A 23,108-nucleotide genomic window follows, 5' to 3' on the forward strand; every position below is an offset into this window, starting at 1 on the left:
ATTCTTCACCCTATTGTACATTTAGTTATTACCAAGTGTCAATGACGTGTTAGATAAACTCACAATAATTTACGATCTTTCATAGTCTGTAACGCCATCAAAACGCCATATTTGACATGAGAGTACGTTAATCCGCCTTGCATATACCCGATATACGGCTCCCGAATAGGCGCGTCGGCTGATAATTCCAGACTTCCACCCTGAATGAACGTACCTGCCGCCATAATGACAGGGTGCTCATAACCAGGCATATCCCACGGTTCAGGAACCACATGGCTATCCACAGCTGCTGCACGCTGAATCCCCTGCACGAAGGCGATCAGATGCATGGCAGAGCTAAACTTAACAGCCTGGATCAGATCTGTGCGAGCTTCATTCCAGGCGGGTTTGGTTACAAATCCGGATTCAGCAAACATCGCAGCAGCAAACGTACTTCCTTTGATAGCTTGTCCTACAATTGTCGGTGCCATGTAAAGTCCTTGGTAGATGCCACGTGTTGTCCCCAGCATTGCTCCAACCTCTCCCCCAATTCCAGGGGCTGTCAGACGATAAGCTGCCAGCTGTACGTATTGTTCCTTCCCACATATGTATCCACCGGTTTCCGCAATGCCTCCACCAGGATTCTTGATCAGTGATCCGGCCATCAGATCAACTCCGACTTCTGTCGGTTCACGTTCCTCCGTGAATTCACCGTAACAATTATCTACGAATACGATGACATCCTCCTTAAGCGCTTTAACACGCGTAACCATGTCAGCAATCTCAGCAACACAGAAGGATGAGCGCCAGTCATAACCACGTGAACGTTGAATCCCAATAACTTTTGTAGCCGGTGTAATGCTTTTTTCAACTGCTGCCCAATCCACTCCACCTTCATCAGTTAAGGCCGTCTCACGGTAACCGATGCCAAAATCGCGTAATGAACCTGTACCATCACCGGGTTTGCCAATAACTTTATGCAATGTGTCGTAAGGCTTACCCGTGATGTACAATAATTCGTCACCTGGACGCAAAACTCCAAAGAGAGCTGTACTAATCGTATGAGTACCTGAAGCAAAATGAGGACGTACCAACGCGGCTTCCGCGCCAAAAACATCAGCATATACTTCATCAAGTACTTCACGCCCACGATCGTTATAGGCATAACCTGTTGAACCTGCAAAGTGAAAATCACTTACTTTTCGCTGTTGGAAAGCATTAATCACCTTCCATTGATTGTGATCTGTGATCCGATCAATCTGTTGAAGTTGTCCTTCAATCTGACGCTCCACTTGACGTTGAAGTTCAGATATTTCTGAATCAAAGCTTACCATCTTACTTCATTCCCCTTCATAGCACGAATCTGACGTCGAATATCCATTATCGTGTAACTTATCACATCAATATGTCATGAATATTACAATTCAATGAATTCTTCAAGCATATAGCCAAATTTCTCATATTCACCTTTTTGCAATTCAACTTCATAAATTACATCATTCTCTTCAAAGCTGGTATCCACTACATCACCAATTTTATAGAGTACCGACGTAAGATCACCACGTTCTGCCGGAATACGGAAGCGCTTCGTATCACCTGTCAGCTCTGTCTGAATGAATTCACGGATTTTAAGCAGATCCTCCGCGTCTAATGCGCTTACTTTAATATGGCCTTTATCCAATGGAAGCATCTCAAGTTGCTCTGGTGTGCACGCATCTTTTTTGTTATACAGGACTAACTGCGGCTTGTCCCCTGAACCAAGTTCTTGCAAAATTGTATTAACCGTCCGCATCTGATCTTCACGCATAGCTGATGAGGCGTCCACAACATGCAGGATCAGGTCTGCTTCATTCACTTCCTCCAGTGTTGCACGGAATGCTGCAATCAGATCATGCGGTAGATTTTGAATAAATCCAACCGTGTCGGTAAGGACGATTTCTTTTCCACTCGGAAGTTCCATCGTACGTGATGTGGGATCCAATGTAGCGAATAGCTGATCTTGAATATACACATCTGCAGCCGTCAACTGCTTGAGCAAAGTTGATTTGCCAGCATTGGTATAACCAACAAGGGCCACCTGAACAATACCTGTCTTTTTACGGCGTTCACGATGCAACTTACGATGACGTGTCAATTCTTCCAGATGACGTTTCAGATCATCGATACGACCACGAATGTGACGGCGGTCTGTCTCCAGTTTGCTTTCACCTGGGCCTCTTGTTCCGATTCCGCCCCCGAGTCTGGACAGGTTCTTGCCATGACCAGACAACCGGGGCAGCAAATAGCTATGTTGAGCCAATTCCACTTGAATGATACCTTCTCTAGTATTGGCCCGTTGTGCAAAGATGTCCAAAATCAATTGGGTACGGTCAATAATTTTGAGATCGAGGGTTTCTTCCAGATTACGAACCTGTGCACCTGACAATTCCTGATCAAAAATAGCCGTAGTTGCTCCGAGCTCCTCCGCGATTGCACGGAGTTCTTCCACCTTACCTTTACCAATGAACCATTTGGTATCACGTTTTTCCCTGTTCTGAGAAAGTACACTTAGCACTTCCACTCCAGCTGTCTCGGCAAGTTTCACCAGTTCCTCTAAAGAGTACTCAGGGTTGATACCTGTACGTTTTACATCATCCGTAACAAGACTCACCAAGACGGCGCGATCTTTTTTGACCATATCTGTATCATGTGTACCATTTGTCATGTATATGTTCACTCCCTCTAATTACTAAATTAATCCGTTAGTATACATTGCCACGAATATCCCATGGCATGCCTTAAGCCGAACCGGTTGGCCCGGCCGGCTGGTGTAAAAACTATATTATCGCTTACTTTCGCTCAAAGTTCAAATCCTCTGTACGGATTGTCATCAATTCCAGTTTTCCTGGACTGCCTTCCGAGTATTGTTCCAACAAACGAACCGCCTGATGCCTGATCGAACGCTCAATGGCATTACGAACGTATCTGGCGTTACTGAACGCATGCAGCGAATCATTTTTCTCCTGAAGCAAATGTTGCTTTAGCTTGAGTATGGTCTGAGGCATTAGAATATAATCACGCTCTTTGGCCATAATCTCAGAGATTTGAATCAACTGATCAATGCTATAGTCTGGAAACTCCACTTGAATGGGAAAGCGGGAAGGTAATCCGGGATTGGTCTGGAGAAAAAAATCAATTTCTTCCGAATACCCAGCAAGAATCAGTATAAACTGATTTTTGTTATCTTCCATGGACTTAACAAGCGTATCAATAGCTTCCTTGCCAAAATCCTTCTCTCCCCCGCGGGCCAAACTGTAGGCTTCATCAATGAACAATATCCCACCGAGTGCCTTCTTAACCAGATCTCTTGTTTTCTGCGCCGTGTGACCTATATATTCTCCAACCAGATCCGCACGCTCTACTTCAATAAGATGACCTTTACTTAACACACCCATCTTCTGAAAGAGTTTGGCAACGATCCTCGCCACGGTGGTCTTACCGGTTCCCGGATTACCTTTGAAGATCATATGATACACGTGCGCACCACTAATTAAGCCTGCTTCGGTACGCATCTGGGCAATCTGTAGAAAAGCATAGATCTCAAACACCAAGTCTTTGATATTTTCAAGTCCAACCAGTTGCTCCAATTCACCCTGTATCTCCTGGAAGTGCGCATGTTTGGTTATACTCTTGGCTGCCTGTACTGCCGTTGCTTCATCTTTGACCAACATCTGAGGTTCCTGGTTACGCAACACAATATTAATTTGTCTGGATGGTCTGCCTCCTGGTTGCTCTCCTGCAGCCATGACCCGTCCGTTCATTCGCCATCACCTCTATTTTATCGGGCTGAACTCTCCTGATTATTAATGTATTCTATCAGGTGCTCCAATATTAGAAGGATCATGAAGAAGAATTCTAGGGCGAAGTACATGTCTCAAATCTGAATGTTTTTTCGAAACTCTCCGTTCTCAAACAAACTCTGCCTATGCTTCAGTGATAACTGAAAGAACGGAAATACATGTGCATCAATGGCATGCAACAATTCCTTTGCCGTCTTGTTAGCCAGGTCATAATCACCTGTAGTAATATGCTTCCGTGACAATGCATCTTCAAGCTCATCTTCATCCAGCAAAAATACTTCTCCATCTTTCAGCACAACGACATCCAGATACAGGTCATCAAACCAAGGAACACCCTGATCGGTTATCCCCTGACTACGACATGTATCAATGTACCACTCTACAATCCGTTCCTGATCGTCAAACATCGCTGTAACTACAAAGTGCTCTCCCTTCGGATAGTATTGCAGCCAGGAATAACCTTTATCTGCGATACAGAAGGTACTGCCTCCATAAGTTTTCCACAGAGGTTCTTTCAAATCCTGTATGGTGTACAACGTAATATAACCTGTAAAAATTTTGGATTGAACGAACCGGCATGTGAATTGTCGGTTCGTAATCCGGCGCCAGTTCGCGCGGTCCCCGAATTTCCGTTTCATACGAACCCCTCTTTGCCGACTACAGGTCCGTGACCTGCTCTTATGTTATTGGTGAACAATGTAATAACGTCCGCCTGATGGATTCCAGCGCTCTGGGCCCGCCCTTGCACAACGTATTACGAATAGTTACAGCTTACCATATTTAAGGTTTACACTCAAAATCAAGCTTTGTCCCACCTATCCATCAAATCAGCTTCCATTACAGTTGGTTCCGTATACTAAAAAAACTGCTTCACCGGTTTTCCGGGAAGCAGTTTTTTCAATGTAGCTATATTTAGTGATTCATTGGCTTAGCCGCCGGTTCCAGCTTGAGAATCTGCGGGTGCATCTGTCCCTCCAGTATCCCCACTTGTTCCGCTGTCGGGAGTTACAACCTCACCTGGCGTTGTTACGGCTCCATCATCAGAACCTTCACCGGTACCGCCCGGATCTGTTGTCCCCTGACCAGGCGGGGTCGTATTTCCTTCCCCAGGTTGACCGTTTCCTTGGCCAGCTCCGCCGTTGTTACCGTTGTTACCATTGTTTCCGTTATTACCATTACCATTTCCGTTGTTGCCATTGCCATTTTCATTCCCATTACCATTATTACCGTTCGAGTTGCCATTATCCGGTGAACCATTGTCCGGATTCTCTGTACCTGGCTGCTCAGGATCTATCTCTGTTCCAGGGTCTATACCAGGATCAGGTTCCTCCGGCGGCACTTCCTGCGCTTCAATCATCAAGGAAATGGTGTTGGAAGGATCCGTCTCAAGTCCTGATGCCAAGTCGTAAGCTGTCACATAGTACTCATAGGTTAGACCAGGCAACGCACTTAAATCTTGTGCATTGGTCGCTCCTATTGCATCAATGAGATGAGTGAACTGGGCTTCCGATGTTTCTTTCCGATAAATCCGATATTGCGTACTCGCGTCACCCGTTCCAGTCCAACTCAGTGAGACGGTTTGTGCATTTGGATCGTATGATCCACTCAGCCCACTAACGGACAGAGCCGGCTTTTCTGGTTCTTCTACTGGCGGAGGTGCCTGCCCTCCAGCTGGTGCTTTGAATTGCTTCACTGGAACGCCTTTTAAAGCATCTCCCATGACTTTGGCAAAGAAAGCTGCTGACAGCTTACTGCTGTTCTTAAGCATATGATTGGCATCCGGATTGTCATAGCCCATCCAGACTGCGGCAGTCCATTCCGGTGTGTATCCAACAAACCATACATCACGGTTGGCACTGTTGCCAGAGATACCACTTTGAACTGTTCCTGTTTTACCCGCTACCGGACGATCCAGACGTGCTGAACGTCCCGTACCGTCATTAACGACGTTCTGCAGCATCTGTGTAAGCTGATACGCATTTTGCTCACTCATGACACGCGTTGTGTCCGAGTTATCGTGTTTGTAGGTGGTTTTGCCTGCGCTATCCTTGATTTCTTTAATCGCATAGGCTTGTCGGTATTCTCCGAGGTTGGCAAATGCACTATAGGCTTGCGCCATCTCCAGTGTATTTGTACCTTTACTTAGACCACCAAGGGCAATCGCCAGGTTTTTGTCTTCATCCGTCAGCTGTATGCCTACACTTTTGGCAAAATTAATGCCTGTGTTAACACCTATTTTATCAAGTAGCCAAACGGCAGGAATATTTTCCGACTTCGTAATAGCTTCCGTCATACTGATCGTTGAAGAATATCCATGCAAGTTACCAGGACAGTAGTTACCAAAACATTGCTTCGCATTACTCAGCGACGAGTTGGCACTGTAATTTCCTGATTCAAGCGCCGGTGCATAAGACACAATCGGTTTAAAAGCTGAACCTGGTTGTCTTCGACTCTGCGTTACACGGCTGTAGCCTTTGGTCTGATAATCCCGTCCACCCAGGAGGGCAACGAGACTGCCATTCTCGTGATTCATAATAACCATGGAGCCTTGAACCTGTTGATCATCTTTGCTTGCCTCGAACAGACTGTCATCTGTGAAGGCCGTTTCCATGGCTGTTTGAGCCTGAGCATCCATGGTCGTATAGATTTTGTATCCGCCGATATTCAAATCATCTTCCGTTTTACCTGTTACTCGTTCAGCTTCACGGAGCACATAATCTATAAAACCTTGATACTTCCTGTCTTTCTCTGGTCGCTTGTAGTTATAGTTAATCTCTTTTGCTTCATCCATCTCCGCCTTGGTAATGTAGCCTTGTTCATACATCAGCTGCAATACCACACCTCGACGTGCTTTTGAGTCGTTTGGATTGCTCACCGGATTATAGGCAGAAGGCCCTTTCGGCATAGCCGCCAATGTAGCAATTTGCCACAACTTCAACCTCTTGAGATCAGTAACTCCAAAATAAAATTCAGATGCCGCTTTAATCCCGTAACGCTGATGTCCGAAGAAAATCCGGTTCAGATACATCGTCAGGATTTCGTCTTTTGTGTACTTGCGCTCTAATGCCATGGCAATCGATACTTCCGTTGCTTTACGGAAGAACGTTTTGTCACGGGACAAGAACATGTTCTTGGCAAGCTGTTGGGTTAATGTACTACCACCTTCCACCATGGAACGAGCCATGACATCCTTAACCGCTGCACGCCCAATGGACCAGATATCCACGCCCTGATGATCGTAGAATCGCTTATCCTCCGTTGCAACAAAGGCTTGCTTCACAAGCTCAGGAATATCATCTTCTTTGACAGGTTCCAGCTTCTGAATGGATAGTTCCCCCATTAATTGGCCATTGCGATCATATACTTTTGAAGTTTCATTAATTGTGGTTTTGTCCTTATTGGCTTTGAGCAGATTTTCACCACTCACCATAATAAATAAATATCCGCCAAGTGCACAGAATATGGCGATTGCCATTGTGAAAAACAGTGTCCATCCAACGCGTTTACCCGTAATTTTTTTCTTTTTAGAGGTCTTTGGCTTCGCTTTTTTGGGTGACTTGTTATTGTTGTTGCGATTGTTAGACCTCGACAACGGATCGTTTGGCATGTTACCTCCTGACTCCCTTTCGGTTGCATAATTTCTAATCGTCTGTAGGCTCAGGCATATATTAAACATATTTTGCCCGGAATGAAAAGAACAACCCTTTATTCAGGTTGCTCTGTTTCAATACCTATACTTGTAGACGAAATGGTTGGTGAAAAGGTTTCGTAATTTTTTTAAGCTTCGCCGCTGTTATCTTGCTGCATCAGCGATACGCTGCGTTGCGGCGTGAACGTGGAGATGGCATGCTTGTAGACCATTTGCTGGCGTCCGTCGCTGTCAATGACGATCGTAAAATTGTCAAATGCCTTGATCGTCCCGCGGATTTGGAAGCCGTTGGTCAAATAGACCGTAGCAGGAATATTTTCTTTCCGCAGTTGGTTCAAGAACGTATCTTGGATGTTGATGGACTTGTTCATTAGCCGTACCCCCATTGGTTCATTTGAATTCGTGTTCAAGTAATATTCAATATCGCTGAGTAGCTTTCGTGCTATTATATCATGAACAGTTTCATATAATCCACAAAAACCCCTTGTCTGCTATTTTACCCCCATTCTTAGCGAGGTGAACAAATAGAAGACTTATCCATTATACACCGCTTGTCTGTTTTGCAAAAGAGGGACAAAATCTTCATTTTAAGGCACATTTATTCGTTGTTTAGCGAATGTTTAATCTCTACCATCTGTTCTAGTGATAAATAAAAACCTCTATCCTTTTTATGACCAGAAGGTAGAGGTTTACATATCTTGATCTAATCGATGCCTGTCAGAAGAATACTAACAATCGCTCAAATCAATCAAATTTTTGTGTAATCAATTCACTTATCTGCTTGTATTTCCCTTCAAAATCCTGGGTATCCGTCATGTCCACCCATTCAATATCCTTCATATGGCGGAACCAGGAAAGCTGCCGTTTGGCAAACCGACGTGTATCCCTCTTCAACCACTCAACCGCAGCTTCCCAACTCACTTCCCCTTGCAGGAACGCTGCAATCTCCTTATATCCCAACCCTTGCATGGAAATATGACCTCTGGCCACTCCGCGTTCCAACAAGGATTTCACCTCATCTACCAGACCTTGTTCGATCATCAGATCAATCCGCTCTTCTACCCGGGCGTACAACTTCTGCCGATCCATTGTCAAACCAACAATAAGAAGGTCATAAGGCGATTCTTTCTTCTGTACTGCCAGCTGATCAGACCACTTCTCGCCTGTGAGGTGATGGATCTCAAGCGCACGTACAATTCGCCGCTGGTCATTCGGATGCAAACGATCCGCACTAACGGGGTCAACTTCCCTCAATCGATCATGAAGGGCCTGTGCTCCATTTAGCTCAGCATAGCTGAATTGTTCCTCTCTGAATGCTTCATCTGAACCGCTATCCGAGAATTGGAAGCCGTAACATACTGATTCCACATATAGACCGGTGCCACCTACGATAAAAGGCATTTTACCGCGTTCGTGAATTTCACTAATCAATCGTGTACAACTCTCCTGAAACTCGGCCACAGAATACGGATACTCCGGTTCATGGATATCAATGAGATGATGAGGTACACCCTTCATTTCTTCAGAGGTAATCTTGGCAGTTCCGATATCCATTTCACGATATACCTGCATCGAATCGCCTGAGATAATCTCACAATTGAAAGCTTGGGCAAGCTCGATGCTCATTCTTGTTTTGCCTACTGCTGTTGGTCCAACCAACACAAGCAGTTTAGGTTTTGGTTTAACTTCCACTTTCAACATTAATCACTCCGTACAGGGTTTTTGCATTCGCCCGATCAAGTATTTCAAATCCGAGCCTGTCAAACTCCGCGCTGCCGCGCTTTTCTTTCATGACTACCCGTTTACGGGCAACCCGTTTTGCTTCCATAATGCTCTGTTCATCCAGCGCGTGAGCATTTGCATAATCTCGCAAGGGCTGTATAGCACTTGAATCCATCATCGGTTCACGGAACATGGGGTCAAAATATACGGTGTCGCAGCTTCGATCCGGCAACGATCGAAGCAAATCGAGATGATTCGCATGATGCAGCTCAATACGCCGGAAAGCTTCATTTACCGCTGGCTTGATCGTCTCATACTGAGACATCCCCTCCACTAATAGTGTATATAGCGGAAGAGAGCTCTCACATGCAATCACCCGTCCACTTTTGCCCACTGCAACCGAGAACACCAGTGCATCCGTGCCCAGTCCGGCTGTACAATCGATGATGGTATCCCCTTCATTCACCGCCCCCGCCTCCAGCAGTGGATCAGGTTCTCCTCGCAATATACGTTTGGCACGAACAAATCCCATGCTGGGGTGGAACTCCAGCAACGGTGAATCCTTCCGAAATAGACGCACTTTACCCTGGAGTACAACGAGAACCTCCTCCGCCTCATAGTGTTCAATCATCATGGGCAGAGACATTTTATTACGGCGCACGTAAGTACCCCCTGTTGTTTCAGCAAGGTTTCGGGCCCGCTCCACAAGTAAAGCCGCTTCCTTTTCACCGGTTGTAATATACATAGATTCCTCCTAAATAGCTACATAACACGTTTGAACAATTTTTCCAGATCATATGTTGAAAATGAAACCACAATCGGCCGCCCATGTGGACAAGTGTAGGGCTGACGACATGAACCCAGACGCTGAATCAACACTTCTGCCTCCTGATCAGTCAGTTTCTGATTGGCTTTAATGGACGCCTTGCAGGAGCACATAATCGATGCCGCTTCCCGCATTTTAGCAACATCTATACTGCGTTCACTGAGAACCCATTCGGACATTTCTTCAATAATATCTTTCTCGTCCCCTTTGGGGAACCAGAACGGGTGGGAGCGCACACGGAACGTCTGTCCACCGAAATGCTCCAAATATACCCCAGCCTGTTCGAACCAGGCCAGCCTTGTTTTCAGCTTTTCCGTCTCCGAAGGTGTAAATTCCAGCGTAATCGGCAGCAGTAACTCTTGTGAGGCCTGGGCAGGGTTACCAAATTTCTCGTAATAGTACTCATAATTTACGCGTTCATGAGCAGCATGCTGATCAATCAAATATAAACCTTGGTCATTTTGCGCGATCAAATACGTACCATGATGCTGTCCGATCAGACTCAGCTCCGGAAATACAGGCATGGAAGCATCCGATTTAATGGCAGCAGCAAGTTTAGTGGCATCAGGCAGACCTGAAGTTTTCCACGTCCGTTCACCTCTGGCAATCGAAGACGGATTATACGATGAACGTGCTTCCCTAACCGGTGAATATACGGAATCGGAGCGATACGTAGCTGGTTTGCCTTCAGCCAGCGGTTTCTCTGTTGCTCCACGATCCCCACCATCTTGAGAAGAGAGGTCAGATTTGGGAACAGTTTCGGTAGAACTTGTACTTGAACTTAAACTTGTACTTACATCCTTAGTGCCTTCTTGCACGTTAACGGATGTCTGCCCCCCGTCATAACTAGCAATCTTCTGCAAAATATCCCCGTTCCAACTTTCTAACTGCTCCGGGGGCTGTGTAACCTCAGGTGGAGCTTCGGGCAACGGCACTGAGTGACCCTGTTCAGATACCAACTGTGCTGTAGACACATCCGCCGGAGCATCCAAATCCAGATCATCATCTTCTGCAGTTAACTTCAGAGGTGCAGCAGTAGGTTTCCCAAGTGGCCCTTGTTGCCCATATCCTTCTGCATCAGATGCATCTTTCAGCGGACCACGTGGAAAGAGGAATTGTTCCTGGATAAAGGAACTATCGTCCCCACGTCGAATCTGCTGTTTTTTGACCTGTGGAATCAGTACCTCCTGCCGGAGTATACCCCGCAACGTCGTCTCTATGAATTCATACAGTTCTGGTTCCTTGCTAAAGCGAACCTCCAACTTGGCCGGATGCACATTCACATCCACAAGAGAGGGGTGCATCTCCAACTGCACCACGACAAGTGGGAAGCGATTGATGGGCAGCAAGGTATGGTAGGCTTTGAGAATCGCCTGATTGAGACCGTAATTGCGAACAAATCTCCCATTAACAATCGTTGACATACCATTACGATTCGCTCGTGTCCATTCTGGCAGGCTGATCAGCCCGCTCACCCGGTAATCCAGACTTTCACCCTGGATGGGAAGCATCGCTTTCGCTGCACTTGTCCCATAGATCGCTGCAACCACTTGCAGCAGATCGCCGTTGCCCAACGTCTGAAGCAACACATTCTCATTATGGCGCAGTCGGAACGAAATGTTTGGATGAGACATCGCCATGCGGTATAGGACATCTGAAATATGTCCCAGTTCCGTCTGGATCGTTTTCATATATTTAAGTCTGGCTGGTGTATTGTAAAATAGTTCTCTCACTGCAAAATCTGTACCTTGAGGTGAGGTTGCGTCTTCATGAGTGCGAAGGTTCCCGCCTTCAATTACGATGCGGCGCCCCCGCCCATCATTGTCACTTGCCGACAATACCTCTACCTTGGACACGGCGGCAATACTCGCCAAGGCTTCGCCACGGAATCCAAGACTTGTGATCTGAAACAGATCTCGGCCATGGGCTATTTTGCTGGTCGCATGACGATAAAAGGCGGTTTCCATGTCCTCTGGCTCAATACCTGTACCATTGTCTTTGACACGAATACTGAGGAGTCCGCCCTCTTCCACCGTCACTTCAATTTTGGTGGCGCCTGCATCCACCGAGTTTTCGAGCAACTCTTTGACAACTGAAGCAGGCCGTTCGACCACTTCACCCGCCGCGATCTGGTTGGCAATATGTTCATCAAGCACATGTATCTTCGCCACAGGTTTTCCCCTCCCTTATACTCAGGATAATTGCTGTGCCTTCAATTTGAGATCATTCAATATCTGCATCGCCTGAAGTGGCGTCATATTCATGACATCGATATCTTTCATCGTACGGATGAATTCTCGCGCTGGTTTATCCACCGCAACTACATCCGGTTTCGTTGCCACATTCGGCTCATCATCTCCAAAGATGGACAGTTGAACCACATCCGAATGGTTTGCGCTGGACTGTCCTTTGCTGTTTGATTTCCTGGCATGTTGCTTCCCAACCGAATCTTCAATAGAAGGTGTGTACTCTGCATTCTCCACAATCTCGTGTTCCCGGATCAATGGTGCTGAATCCGTGTGCTGGAATTCTCCACCTTTTAATTTCAAGCCTTCTTCCTGCTTCTCGTTTCCGATATATTCACTGCCCACAGCTACTTGCGCGGCCGCATGTTCGAACCCATGCAATAGTCCATTCGCCCGCTCAATAATGCTATCAGGCAGACCTGCAAGGCGTGCACAATAGATACCATAACTGCTGCTGGCTGCCCCGGCAATCAATTTCCGCAGGAAATTAACTTTGTCACCGCTCTCCTGTACCGCCATCGAGTAGTTGGCCAGCTTGTCCAGACTCTCCTCCAGATGAGCTAGCTCATGGAAATGAGTTGATACAAGAGCTTTACAGCCGATAATATCATGTACATATTCAATAACAGACTGAGCAATCGCCATACCTTCGCTGGTTGACGTTCCCCGTCCCAATTCATCGATAATAATCAGACTGCGTGGTGTAGCTTTGTCCGTCATGACCTGAATGTCGGCCATCTCCACCATGAATGTACTTTGTCCGCCAATGAGATCATCCGCGGCACCGATCCGTGTGAAAATGCGATCCATGATCGGCACTTCCGCCAGACCCGCAGGTACAAAACAACCCACTTGCGCCAAAATGGAGATTAAAGCAACCTGTCGCATATACGTACTCTTACCAGCCATATTCGGACCGGTAATCAGCAGAATACGTGCCTCTTCCTTGGTCATTGCTGTGTGATTGGCAATAAATGCGCCATCTCGCATGACCGCCTCAACGACCGGATGGCGTCCTTCTTCCACAACCAGATCATAACCGTCGGTCAACGTAGGACGTACAAAGTTTCGCTCAGCACTGATCACCGCAAAAGATTGATACACATCAATTTCCGCTACCTGTTCAGCCAGCTTCTGCAGTCTTGCAATCTCTTTGTTCAGCCGCTCGCGCAGCTCTGCGAACAGCCCATACTCAATATCAACCATTTTGTCCTGAGCTTCGAGAATCAGCGACTCTTTTTCCTTCAACTCCGGCGTAATGTAACGTTCTGCATTGGCAAGTGTCTGTTTACGTTCATAACGTCCTTCTGGCAACGCGGACAGATTGGACTTGGTGATCTCGATATAATAACCAAATACTTTGTTATATCCAATCTTCAGCGATCGAATGCCTGTCGTCTCACGCTCTCGCGCTTCCAGCTCCGCAATCCACTGTTTCCCGTTAACTGAAGCCTCACGCAATTCATCCAGACGTTCATGGTACCCTTCACGAATCAGACCTCCGTCCCTTACCGATACCGGCGGCTCGTCCACAATGGCTTGCCCGATGGCTTCACGCAGATCATTGCAATCATCCATCGTTTCGGCAATATGCTGCAATGTTGCGGAAGATGATCCTGCGCAATGTTGACGAAGTCCTGGAATTTTCTCCAGCGATGACTTGAGCGCATTCAGGTCACGACCATTGGCATTGCCAAACGCAATCCGACCTACCAAACGCTCCAGATCGTAGATGTCTTTGAGTTCTGCCCGCAGGTCTTCACGCAATATAAACTGGTTGTATAGCGTATCCACTGCTTCAAGACGCTCATTAATCTTCCCTTTTTGCAACAATGGCTTATCAACCCAGCGGCGCAGCATTCTTGCACCCATGGACGTCTCGGTACGATCAAGCAACCAGAGTAATGAACCTTTTTTGGAGCGTTCACGCACGGTTTCCACCAATTCCAGGTTCCGGCGGGTAAACGGATCCAAGATCATATAATGATCGGGCTCATACGTTGAGATTTGAGTTAACTGCCCCAGAGAACGTTTCTGTGTCTCACTCAGATAGGAGAAAAGACGTGCAATGCACGCTTGACGTTCAGGCTCTAATCTTGCCCAGACAGCCTCGCCAAACTGCTGACGGACCAGATCTTCCTTATTCTTTGTCCACGACGTGTAGACCACAGGACGACCGATTGGAGACGCCTCGGCTTCTACTGTTTCAAGCAGCGCTGCATCCCCCACCAGCTCCGATGGTTCGTAGATGCCGATTTCATCCTTGAGCCATTCCTTGGAATAGGGTACGGATGTCACATACAACTCACCCGTTGACAGATCACAGGCCGCGAGGGCCAGCGTATTTTGATTACCTGTAAGACAGACCATGTAGTTGTTGGACTTGTCACCCAGCGTCTTTCCTTCCATCACCGTTCCGGGTGTAACCACACGTACAATTTCGCGTCGTACCATGCCTTTGGTTACACTTGCATCTTCCATCTGCTCACAAATTGCAACTTTATATCCTTTTTCAATCAGACGCTGTATGTAATTGTCAGCCGAATGATAAGGTACACCGCACATCGGAATTTTGTCATCCGTGCCTCCGTTGCGTGCGGTCAGCGTGATCTCAAGTTCACGGGAAGCATTAATCGCATCCTCGAAGAACAATTCATAGAAGTCACCCAGTCTAAAAAATAGAAAAGCATCTTGTGCTTCGGCCTTCACTTGCAAATATTGTTGAATCATTGGCGTATACTGAGCCATGATGAATATCCTCCATCCCGTTCCTATAATGTCAGGAAGAAACGCGTCCTGGAAGGACAATAAGACGGTCAGGCACTGTGTTTGCGCCTCCGCCTTATGTGTTGGCTAATCGCCACTTCCTTCAAAGGTTGCTGCTCCATATCTTCCGTAGTAGCTTATTACTCATAAAAGACTTGTTTATTATTATATCAAAAAAACGTCCGTACTTCATGAACCTGCCCGAATATTCCAGAGTTTGCGAATATCGCGGCTCTCATCCCAAGTTCTTCCCAGTTTTAATTGAAGGATTAACGGAGACGCATACCGTTCATAACGTGCATATCCATCCAACCTCTTCAGATCATCTACGAGTGCTGGGATGTGATCCTTAATCACTTCGCGCTTTCCCTCATAAAAAGCGGCATGAACCTCAGCTTTCGCCAACGGACGCTGCCGTAATTGAGTATACCCGCTCGCGATCAGACCTGCCAAGGCCACAACACCTTTCGCAACAAGGGGCGACACAAGAAAGCTGGGTAACGTACGATACTCAAACCCACCATAGGATTTCAGACGAAAATCACCAAGTGCTCCATAACGGGGTCGTCTTCCCGATCCACGGGGGTCTTGCAGAAATGCCAGTGGCAATGCCAGATAATTGTCCAGTGCACGAAGCAGTTCCCCGGTAAGATTCACCCCGCTAAAATGAATATGACCACCCAAAGGTAACCCCCGTTGTGGCATCCCTCCTGCCTGCCAGATGAGCGAGTGATCACTAATGCTGCGGGAAGCAGCTGCGAATGCCCTCATCAGATGAGCCAGCAGTTCTCGTGGTTCGGAGCTGGGAGCAGGCCGCAATTCGGCAACCGGATATATGCGCCGTCCACCAATCGTCACGGAATCACAGCCTGCCATTCCTGTACGTTCAAGAAATCTGGAGGCGGGTACGATTTTGGATTCCGGCATCTGCACCAGAAGAAACTCCGGGTCCATGCCGAGTATTGGAATGGGTCTGTGACTCAGTTCCTCATCCAGCAGTTCCTGATGCTGCTTCCAGCTTTCCCTATAGGTAGCAGCAAGGTTGGTCACCCCTTTCCAGGGACACGGGTCGATCGAAATCACTGCACAGCCGCCATTCCCTGAGGATTCCATTCGAACAGCTCCATGATCCAGCCCTAGCGTATACAACGTTTTGATCGCAAGTCGTTCTATGCGCTTGAACAAGGTTGAACTCGCTTCACGCTCCAACAGAGTTTCCTGTGCCCCTCCCATGCCACTAGTATCCTTGCGTTTGATCCGGATCGCCTGCAGACAGCTTATCTCTACGTCATAGCGTACACGCAAGCCTGGTTCACGTTTGCGCCGATCGTGCAGTGACAATACTTCAATGCCTGCCTGTTTCAACCGTTCTGCACGTTCTCCAGAAGTCATCCTTTCATATCGGCGCAGCGCTTCCTCCGCTTGTTCCATCACATTCATTACGTCCCCCCTCCCGGATCATGCAACTAAAATAAAAATAACCCCGCAATGCGGAGCCTTCCCGTGAAAGGTATTCCAGGCACATTGCGAGGCTCGTTACCACCCATTTTTTAATATTTAAGAAGAAAGAGGGCTTACGCCCTCTTCACCGCGCCTTCTGGCGCATATGATACCTTAGGTTATCAAATACAGGCGTCAAACTCACAGCTCATCGTCGAGCAGATCGGGATCGAGATCGTCATAATCTCCATCGGCACTGCCAAAGTCATAGTCCTTGTCTTCGTAGTCACCGCAACCATCTGTGCAGACCTTCACACAAACTTTGGTTTCGGCAACGAGTTCCACAGCGAATTCCCGTTCTACCCGGATAATTACACTGCTTCCACCTGCTGATACTGTGGCTTCCACACAGCTAGGTTCCTGCGTTGCATCCGCAGATACCTCCACTGTGGAAGTCCGGTGTTTCGGGTCCAGATAGGACAAAGGCACATGTTCTACATACGAGACCGTTTCTTTGGCTACATCCGTCTGAGAGTTCTTGTCGTAGGAATACCAAATGTTGATATCGTAAGTACCAATAACTTCAATTCCGTCACCCGCTGATACGGCTTCATATTGGTGGTTGATAATCCAAGCCCCCAAAATACTTGTCGGACCATTTGGCGGAGTCACGGTATGTGTTACGGTAGAGAACTTACGACCTTTGCCGCAGATCGCCTTCGTGATAATCTCTCTACATTGATGTTTATGACTCAATGACATCTTTAAACCTCCTCCATACAATCATTCACTACAAGTGTATGCAGGGCATTCGTCTAGGGTGACAACTATTTTCTATTATTCGTTTGTAGATTGGGACCGGTCCGAGATTGGGGACGGTGCTTTGTCCTTCTTCGCGACTTTCAGATACAGCGCGAGTTCGCGGCACAGCTGGAGAATTGCAGAACGAATCTCGAATTCTTCCCTTGTATCCGGCAGCTCCATACGTTTGAATTCTTCTTGCACATCTGCAAGAAGTTTTTCAGTTCGTCCCGTGTAGGATTCAGTGAGTACGTCCTGACTAAGCTGATCGAACAGCTCCGATACCATCTCCGCATGTGGCATCTTCTGATAGATCTGGGACACGAGATGCATCATGTGCTGGATGGAGTCCAACTGCGTTTTGCGCATATAGAAGTAGACGCTCCATTCCTCATTCGGATGAATCACCTGATTCTCCAGAGAACGTTTGGCAGCATCAATACCGCCAAGTATCGCTTTATCTGCTTCAATCAGCTCTCTCCCTGCCCATGCTTCATTGGGATTACGCAGCGTGGCCGCAAATTCCTTGAAAATCTTCGAGAAGAGTTCATCGATTCGTTTGCGAATGCGCAGCATCTGTGGATCTGCTGCCGGCATATAGGCCAGGTTAACCGCCATTGCGGAACCAAGACCAATTAACAACAAAGCAATTTGTACGAGGACGACATGCACGTCCATCTCCCCGCCGCCGAACACCCGAAACACCACAACAGAACCTGTAACAATGCCTTCTTTAAATCCTACCCGGACAATAGCCGGGAATGCGATCAATATGTATACCGCCAGCACCCAATAATGGAAGCCTAGAAAGTGAAAAAGTACACTTGCAAATAAAAGTCCAACTACGGAAGCAAAGAACCGCGCCGATATGGTGCGAATACTTCGTTTTCTCGTTACATCCACACCAAGAATGGCAAGCAATCCCGCTGATGTTGGTCCCGGCAAGCGACACCAGTCTGCAATCAATACAGCCATTAATGCGGCGATTGCAGTTTTAATTACCCTAAAACCCATTTAACATTCCATCTCCTCTAAGCTGCAAAAAAATTCTTAGCCAGCTCGTCGCCTCATTCATTTATCATGACTAGTATGTCTCATCCAAAAGTAAACTAGACGACATCAACCGACATGCGCATGCATGCCGGTCACAGCAACACGCCCCGAATGAGGGACGCTGGCAAGTTAGATCGTTGCGACAGAACCTCAAGGCCCTCTTCTCCAATCATCGCATTCATTCCGGATCTGCGCGGAATAATCATACTAAATATGGTACTTGATTTTACGGTATCGGGCAACGTGACACCCCTTGTGAAATTGTATACATATCATACCCGGTCACATTACGAGTAAAACACTTCAGAATCACCTGCGGCCAGCCAGCATTTTGCGTTCTGCATAGACAACAAGTTGGTACATGGCTGTTGCAACTGCGGCAATAATTAACAGACTTGATAATACAAGTGTGAAGTTGAATACTTGGAATCCGTAGATAATGAGATAACCGAGCCCTTGTTTGGCGACTAGAAACTCACCCACAATTACACCCACCCAAGCCATGCCAACGTTCACTTTCAAAGTGGATACAATCGCCGGAAAAGAAGCAGGTAATACAACTTTTGTAAAAATCTCGGAACGTTCTCCACCAAACGTACGAATGACTTTAATATAATTGGGATCGACTTCATTGAAGCTGTTATACACCACTAGTGTTGTGATAATGACCGTGATGGACAATGTGGTCATAACAATCGCTGTAAAACCCGCGCCGAACATCACAATAAAGATCGGGCCAAGTGCTACCTTTGGCATACTGTTAAACACAACCATATAGGGGTCCAGCACCTTGGACAAAAAAGGAGACCACCAAATTAAAACCGCAAGCAAGGTTCCCACCAGTGTTCCCAATAAAAAACCAACTGCCGTTTCCCCTACTGTTACCCCAACATGTGCCCACAACTCGCCACTAGCGATGTCCTTGCCAATCTGGGCAAAAACCTTACTCGGATAACTGAATAACAGTACATCAATCCAACGGAGTCTGCCTGCCACTTCCCATAGCAAAAACATACATACTAACATAGATAACTGTACGGCAAGCACTTGATGTCGCCATCTGGCCACCTGCTGAATATGATTCCGATGCAGCTGCCCCATCCATTCGTCACGCTTTTCCTGCTTCGGATTCATTGGATTCACGCGTCTTCCTCACCTCCCCCGGACTGATCCAGTTCACTCCACAATGCCTGAAACAACGCATTAAATCCTTCTTGCTCCCTGGCATGAAACGGCTGAGATTTACGAATTCCATCGGGAATGATAAATTCACGACGGATGCGGCCCGGATTGCGATCCAGTACAATGACGCGGTCACTGACCGCAATGGCTTCAGACAAATCATGGGTGACGAGAACAGATGTTTTGCCAAACTGTTTTAACGTGTCCGAGACCAGATCCTCCAATTGCAGCTTGGTTTGATAATCAAGTGCTGAGAATGGTTCATCCAACAATAAAATCCCCGGATCGGTTGCCAGCGTGCGCACCAGGGCTACTCGCTGTCTCATGCCTCCTGAAAGCTCTGAAGGGTACTGATTCTCCGTTCCGGCCAATCCCATACTTACCAGCAGTTCCCGTACACGCTCACGGCTCCGTTCATCCAGTCTGCCTGTCAGTTCAAGACCGATTAATGCATTATCCAGAATGGTCCGCCACGGAAACAGATAGTCCTGTTGAAGCATATAACCAATCTGTGCTGAGGGGCCGCCAACGAGTTTGCCTTTAACCTTAACCTCTCCTCGGGTGGGTGTGAGCAGCCCGGCGATGATCGACAACAATGTCGTTTTACCGCATCCACTCGGTCCAACCAGACTGACGAACTCTCCTTTTTGGATCTCCAGACTCAAGTCCTCAAGCACCAAGGAAGCTTCCCGCTCGCTGACGTATACTTGAGAGATCCCCTCCAGTCGGATCACACTTTCGGATTCAGGCATTCTGCTCACTTCCTTTCCTGAATACCCCATTACTTTGATTTCGTAGCTTCTTCCGCATGGGCATTATCCACAATGGCATTCAAATCCACACGTTCTTTCAACTCTCCGGCGGCACTCATGACATCAAGCAGATTGTTCCACTCTTCCTCATCAATGATCGGATCCGTTGCATAGCTGCCCTGTTCCTTATAACGGTTCACACTACTTACCAAAATGGCTGGATCGATGTCTTTGAAAAAAGGAGAAATGACTTCAGCAATCTCTTCAGCCGTATGGGAATCCACCCATGCCTGCGCTTTGTGTAGACCATTCGTAAACTTCTGTACGATATCCTTATTGTCGTTAAGATAACTCTGTTTCGTCATGAAGACGGTGTAAGGCAGAAGACCACCTTCTGTGCCAAACGATGCAACAACCTTACCCCGACCTTCTTGTTCAAAGATGGATGCCTGGGGTTCAAACAGTTGAACATAATCTCCCGTGCCTGAAGCGAAAGCAGACGCAATGTTGGCAAAGTCCACATTTTGAATCAGCTCCAGATCACTTTGCGGATCAATGCCATGTTTGTTCAGTGCGAACTCCCCTGCCATTTGCGGCATGCCGCCTTTGCGTTGACCGAGAAATGTGGAATCCCTCAGTTGCTCCCAATCGAAGCTACCTTCTGTGTTACGAGCGAACAGAAATGTACCATCCGTCTGGGTGAGCTGGGCAAAGTTAATAACCGCATCTTCCGCTCCCTGCTGATAGACATATATGGACGTCTCCGCCCCTACCAGTGCGATATCCACCGAACCTGCGAGTAATGCCGCCATCGTTTTGTCACCACCAGCAGTCGTTTGAATATCCACCTCAAGTCCCTGCTCTTCAAAAAAACCTTGAGCCACAGCCACATACTCCGGTGCGTAAAATACCGAACGAGTCACTTCGCCAATCGTAATCTTGGCTTCATTCTCTTCCTTATTACAGCTGGTGAGCGCCACAATGATAATCAGCAGAATAACGATGCCCCGGACGAACCATGGCGTGTATTTCATGTTGTTTCCCTCCTTCACTGGTTTCAGCAGTTTCTCTCTATTATGGATATGCCGATGCCCAACAAAAGGTTAAGAACTTAAATGCAAAAAAGAGCCGGGCAATGTTGCCCGACTCTTCAGCTCTTCGAAATGTTATTCAGTATGTTATTTACGGGGATACCTACAGCTTGTAAATCTCGGCATATTTGGCTTCCAGATAATCAGCCAGATAATCCGGGTTCAATTCTTCACCCGTTATGGCAACAATTAATTCGGAAGGTGTGCGACTTCTACCATACCGGTAGATCTTGTCTGTAAGCCATTCCTTAATTGGAATCAGATTACCTTCGGCAATGAGGGTATCAAACTCCGGCATTTCCTTGCGCAATGTATGTAGAATTTGAGCTGCATACATATTACCCAGAGAATACGAAGCAAAGTAACCAAAGTCACCACCAGACCAGTGAACATCCTGAAGAACACCGTCTCCATCATTCGTTGGCATAATACCTAGGTATTCCTTGTATTTTGCATTCCAGGTCTCTGGCAGGTCTTTCACTTCCAGACCATCGTTGAATAACATTTTCTCGATCTCATATCGGATAATAATATGCAGGTTATAGGTCAGTTCATCCGCTTCAATCCGAATGAGTGAACTCTCTACCCGGTTGATTGCACGATAAAAATCTTCCAGTTCAACCTCGCTCAGTTGCGGGAAATGCTGTTGCAAATCTTTGTAATAGCGTGTCCAGAATGGCAGGCTGCGACCAATCATGTTTTCCCAAAGACGGGACTGGGACTCATGAATCCCCATGGACGTTCCTTCGGCAAGAAGGGTACCCGCCAGACTGTCATCAATATTTTGCTCGTACAGGGCATGTCCACCCTCATGCAGTGAACTGAAGACTGCGCTTGCTACATCATCTTGCAGATAATGTGTTGTGATCCGCACATCACCCGGGTTAAGACCCGTTGCAAAAGGATGAACACTCTCGTCCAATCGTCCAGCTTCAAAGTCATAGCCCATTTGTTCCAGGATGAACAGACTGAATTTTTCCTGCTGTTTGGTGTCAAACAACTGATTCAGGAACTCTGTATTTGGCTTGTTTTCTGAAGCATTAATCTTCTCTTGCAAAGGCACCAAACGTGCTTTGAGGCGGGCGAACACAGCGTCCACTTTCTCAACCGTCAGATCCGGTTCATACATATCAAGCAGCGTATCATAACGTGTATCCTTCACACCCCAATAATCAATAAACTCCTGTTTGAGCTTAACGATATCTGTGAGATAAGGTGAGAATCCTGCAAAATCACTGTTATGCTTGGCATCTTCCCATGCCGTTTCCGACTTGGCTGTTAGCACGGTATAAGCTTGTACTTTCTCAGGTGGTACGGATTGACTGCGATCATATTCTTTCTTGCAATCTTCAACCAGACGACGATCTATATCTTCGAGCTGTTCCGATACTGCTGGAGTCGTTAATGCATCCAGGTAAGTCTTCATGTCAGCCGAGGTTTGCAGCTTGAATGCTTCGGTGGACAACATACCCAGCGTCTCCGAACGAGTCGGAACGCCTTTTTTCGGCGCACCTGTGCGCAGATCCCAGTGAAGCAAACCAATGGCTTCATGATAGCTCTTAATTTTACGAGCCAGATTACGGAAGGATTCCAAATGTTCCTGTGTTTGTTTATCCATTGTTATCGTTCACCTCTTCAAAAAAAATGTTATACCCTATTGATGATACTTTTTGCATTGCGTATAATCAACTTTTAACAGATGAAAATTGCATTGTTCTCCTAAAGATACGTGTTCAAAAAGTCTGGTTTTCATTACCGAGAA

General features: G+C 46.9%; 17 protein-coding genes. All 17 read right to left on the minus strand.

From position 1 onward, the window contains the following. Positions 1–59 precede the first annotated feature (59 nt). Positions 60–1,313, minus strand: a complete 1,254-nt coding sequence (locus MHH92_RS17540; RefSeq protein WP_340905253.1) for a methionine gamma-lyase family protein — start codon at positions 1,311–1,313, stop codon at positions 60–62. Positions 1,314–1,396: 83 nt separating this feature from the next. After that, entirely contained in the window at positions 1,397–2,683 is a 1,287-nt protein-coding gene (gene hflX, locus MHH92_RS17545) for a GTPase HflX (RefSeq protein WP_340905254.1), read from the minus strand. A 124-nt stretch (positions 2,684–2,807) separates the two neighbouring features. After that, complete coding sequence (locus MHH92_RS17550; RefSeq protein ID WP_076250164.1) at positions 2,808–3,779, minus strand: AAA family ATPase; 972 nt, start codon at positions 3,777–3,779, stop codon at positions 2,808–2,810. Positions 3,780–3,892: 113 nt separating this feature from the next. Then, a complete protein-coding gene (locus tag MHH92_RS17555; protein ID WP_307411337.1) occupies positions 3,893–4,456 on the minus strand; it encodes a DUF402 domain-containing protein in 564 nt (187 codons plus the stop codon). A gap of 290 nt (positions 4,457–4,746) precedes the next feature. Continuing rightward, complete coding sequence (locus MHH92_RS17560) at positions 4,747–7,425, minus strand: PBP1A family penicillin-binding protein (protein WP_340905258.1); 2,679 nt, start codon at positions 7,423–7,425, stop codon at positions 4,747–4,749. A gap of 170 nt (positions 7,426–7,595) precedes the next feature. Continuing rightward, entirely contained in the window at positions 7,596–7,838 is a 243-nt protein-coding gene (gene hfq / locus MHH92_RS17565; protein ID WP_017687918.1) for an RNA chaperone Hfq, read from the minus strand. A gap of 373 nt (positions 7,839–8,211) precedes the next feature. Next, positions 8,212–9,168, minus strand: a complete 957-nt coding sequence (miaA, locus tag MHH92_RS17570) for a tRNA (adenosine(37)-N6)-dimethylallyltransferase MiaA (protein WP_036613558.1) — start codon at positions 9,166–9,168, stop codon at positions 8,212–8,214. Beyond that, on the minus strand, positions 9,149–9,934 hold the full coding sequence (locus tag MHH92_RS17575) for a class I SAM-dependent methyltransferase (RefSeq protein WP_340905269.1): 786 nt from the start codon (positions 9,932–9,934) through the stop codon (positions 9,149–9,151). The genes miaA and MHH92_RS17575 overlap by 20 nt, the downstream gene beginning before the upstream one ends. A gap of 17 nt (positions 9,935–9,951) precedes the next feature. Then, entirely contained in the window at positions 9,952–12,186 is a 2,235-nt protein-coding gene (gene mutL / locus MHH92_RS17580; RefSeq protein WP_340905270.1) for a DNA mismatch repair endonuclease MutL, read from the minus strand. A 21-nt stretch (positions 12,187–12,207) separates the two neighbouring features. Then, positions 12,208–15,009, minus strand: a complete 2,802-nt coding sequence (gene mutS / locus MHH92_RS17585; protein ID WP_340905273.1) for a DNA mismatch repair protein MutS — start codon at positions 15,007–15,009, stop codon at positions 12,208–12,210. Positions 15,010–15,216: 207 nt separating this feature from the next. Continuing rightward, entirely contained in the window at positions 15,217–16,467 is a 1,251-nt protein-coding gene (locus tag MHH92_RS17590; protein WP_340905274.1) for a putative amidoligase domain-containing protein, read from the minus strand. Positions 16,468–16,668: 201 nt separating this feature from the next. Further along, the gene (locus MHH92_RS17595; protein ID WP_017687912.1) at positions 16,669–17,229 is read right to left on the minus strand and encodes an outer spore coat protein CotE; all 561 of its coding nucleotides are present in this window, start codon (positions 17,227–17,229) and stop codon (positions 16,669–16,671) included. 75 nt (positions 17,230–17,304) lie between these two features. Continuing rightward, positions 17,305–18,282 (minus strand): aromatic acid exporter family protein, encoded by a 978-nt coding sequence (locus MHH92_RS17600; protein WP_036613548.1) that lies wholly within the window; start codon positions 18,280–18,282, stop codon positions 17,305–17,307. A 348-nt stretch (positions 18,283–18,630) separates the two neighbouring features. Beyond that, positions 18,631–19,422: an ABC transporter permease gene (locus MHH92_RS17605; protein ID WP_370739078.1), complete on the minus strand. Its 792-nt coding sequence runs from the start codon at positions 19,420–19,422 to the stop codon at positions 18,631–18,633. Positions 19,423–19,460: 38 nt separating this feature from the next. Beyond that, complete coding sequence (locus MHH92_RS17610) at positions 19,461–20,255, minus strand: ABC transporter ATP-binding protein (RefSeq protein WP_047843426.1); 795 nt, start codon at positions 20,253–20,255, stop codon at positions 19,461–19,463. Between the two features lie 29 nt (positions 20,256–20,284). Beyond that, entirely contained in the window at positions 20,285–21,289 is a 1,005-nt protein-coding gene (locus MHH92_RS17615; RefSeq protein ID WP_339186874.1) for an ABC transporter substrate-binding protein, read from the minus strand. A gap of 160 nt (positions 21,290–21,449) precedes the next feature. Further along, positions 21,450–22,964, minus strand: a complete 1,515-nt coding sequence (locus MHH92_RS17620; protein ID WP_340905277.1) for a carboxypeptidase M32 — start codon at positions 22,962–22,964, stop codon at positions 21,450–21,452. Positions 22,965–23,108: the final 144 nt, after the last annotated feature.

Source organism: Paenibacillus sp. FSL M7-1414 (assembly GCF_038003195.1).
Classification (GTDB): domain Bacteria; phylum Bacillota; class Bacilli; order Paenibacillales; family Paenibacillaceae; genus Paenibacillus; species Paenibacillus amylolyticus.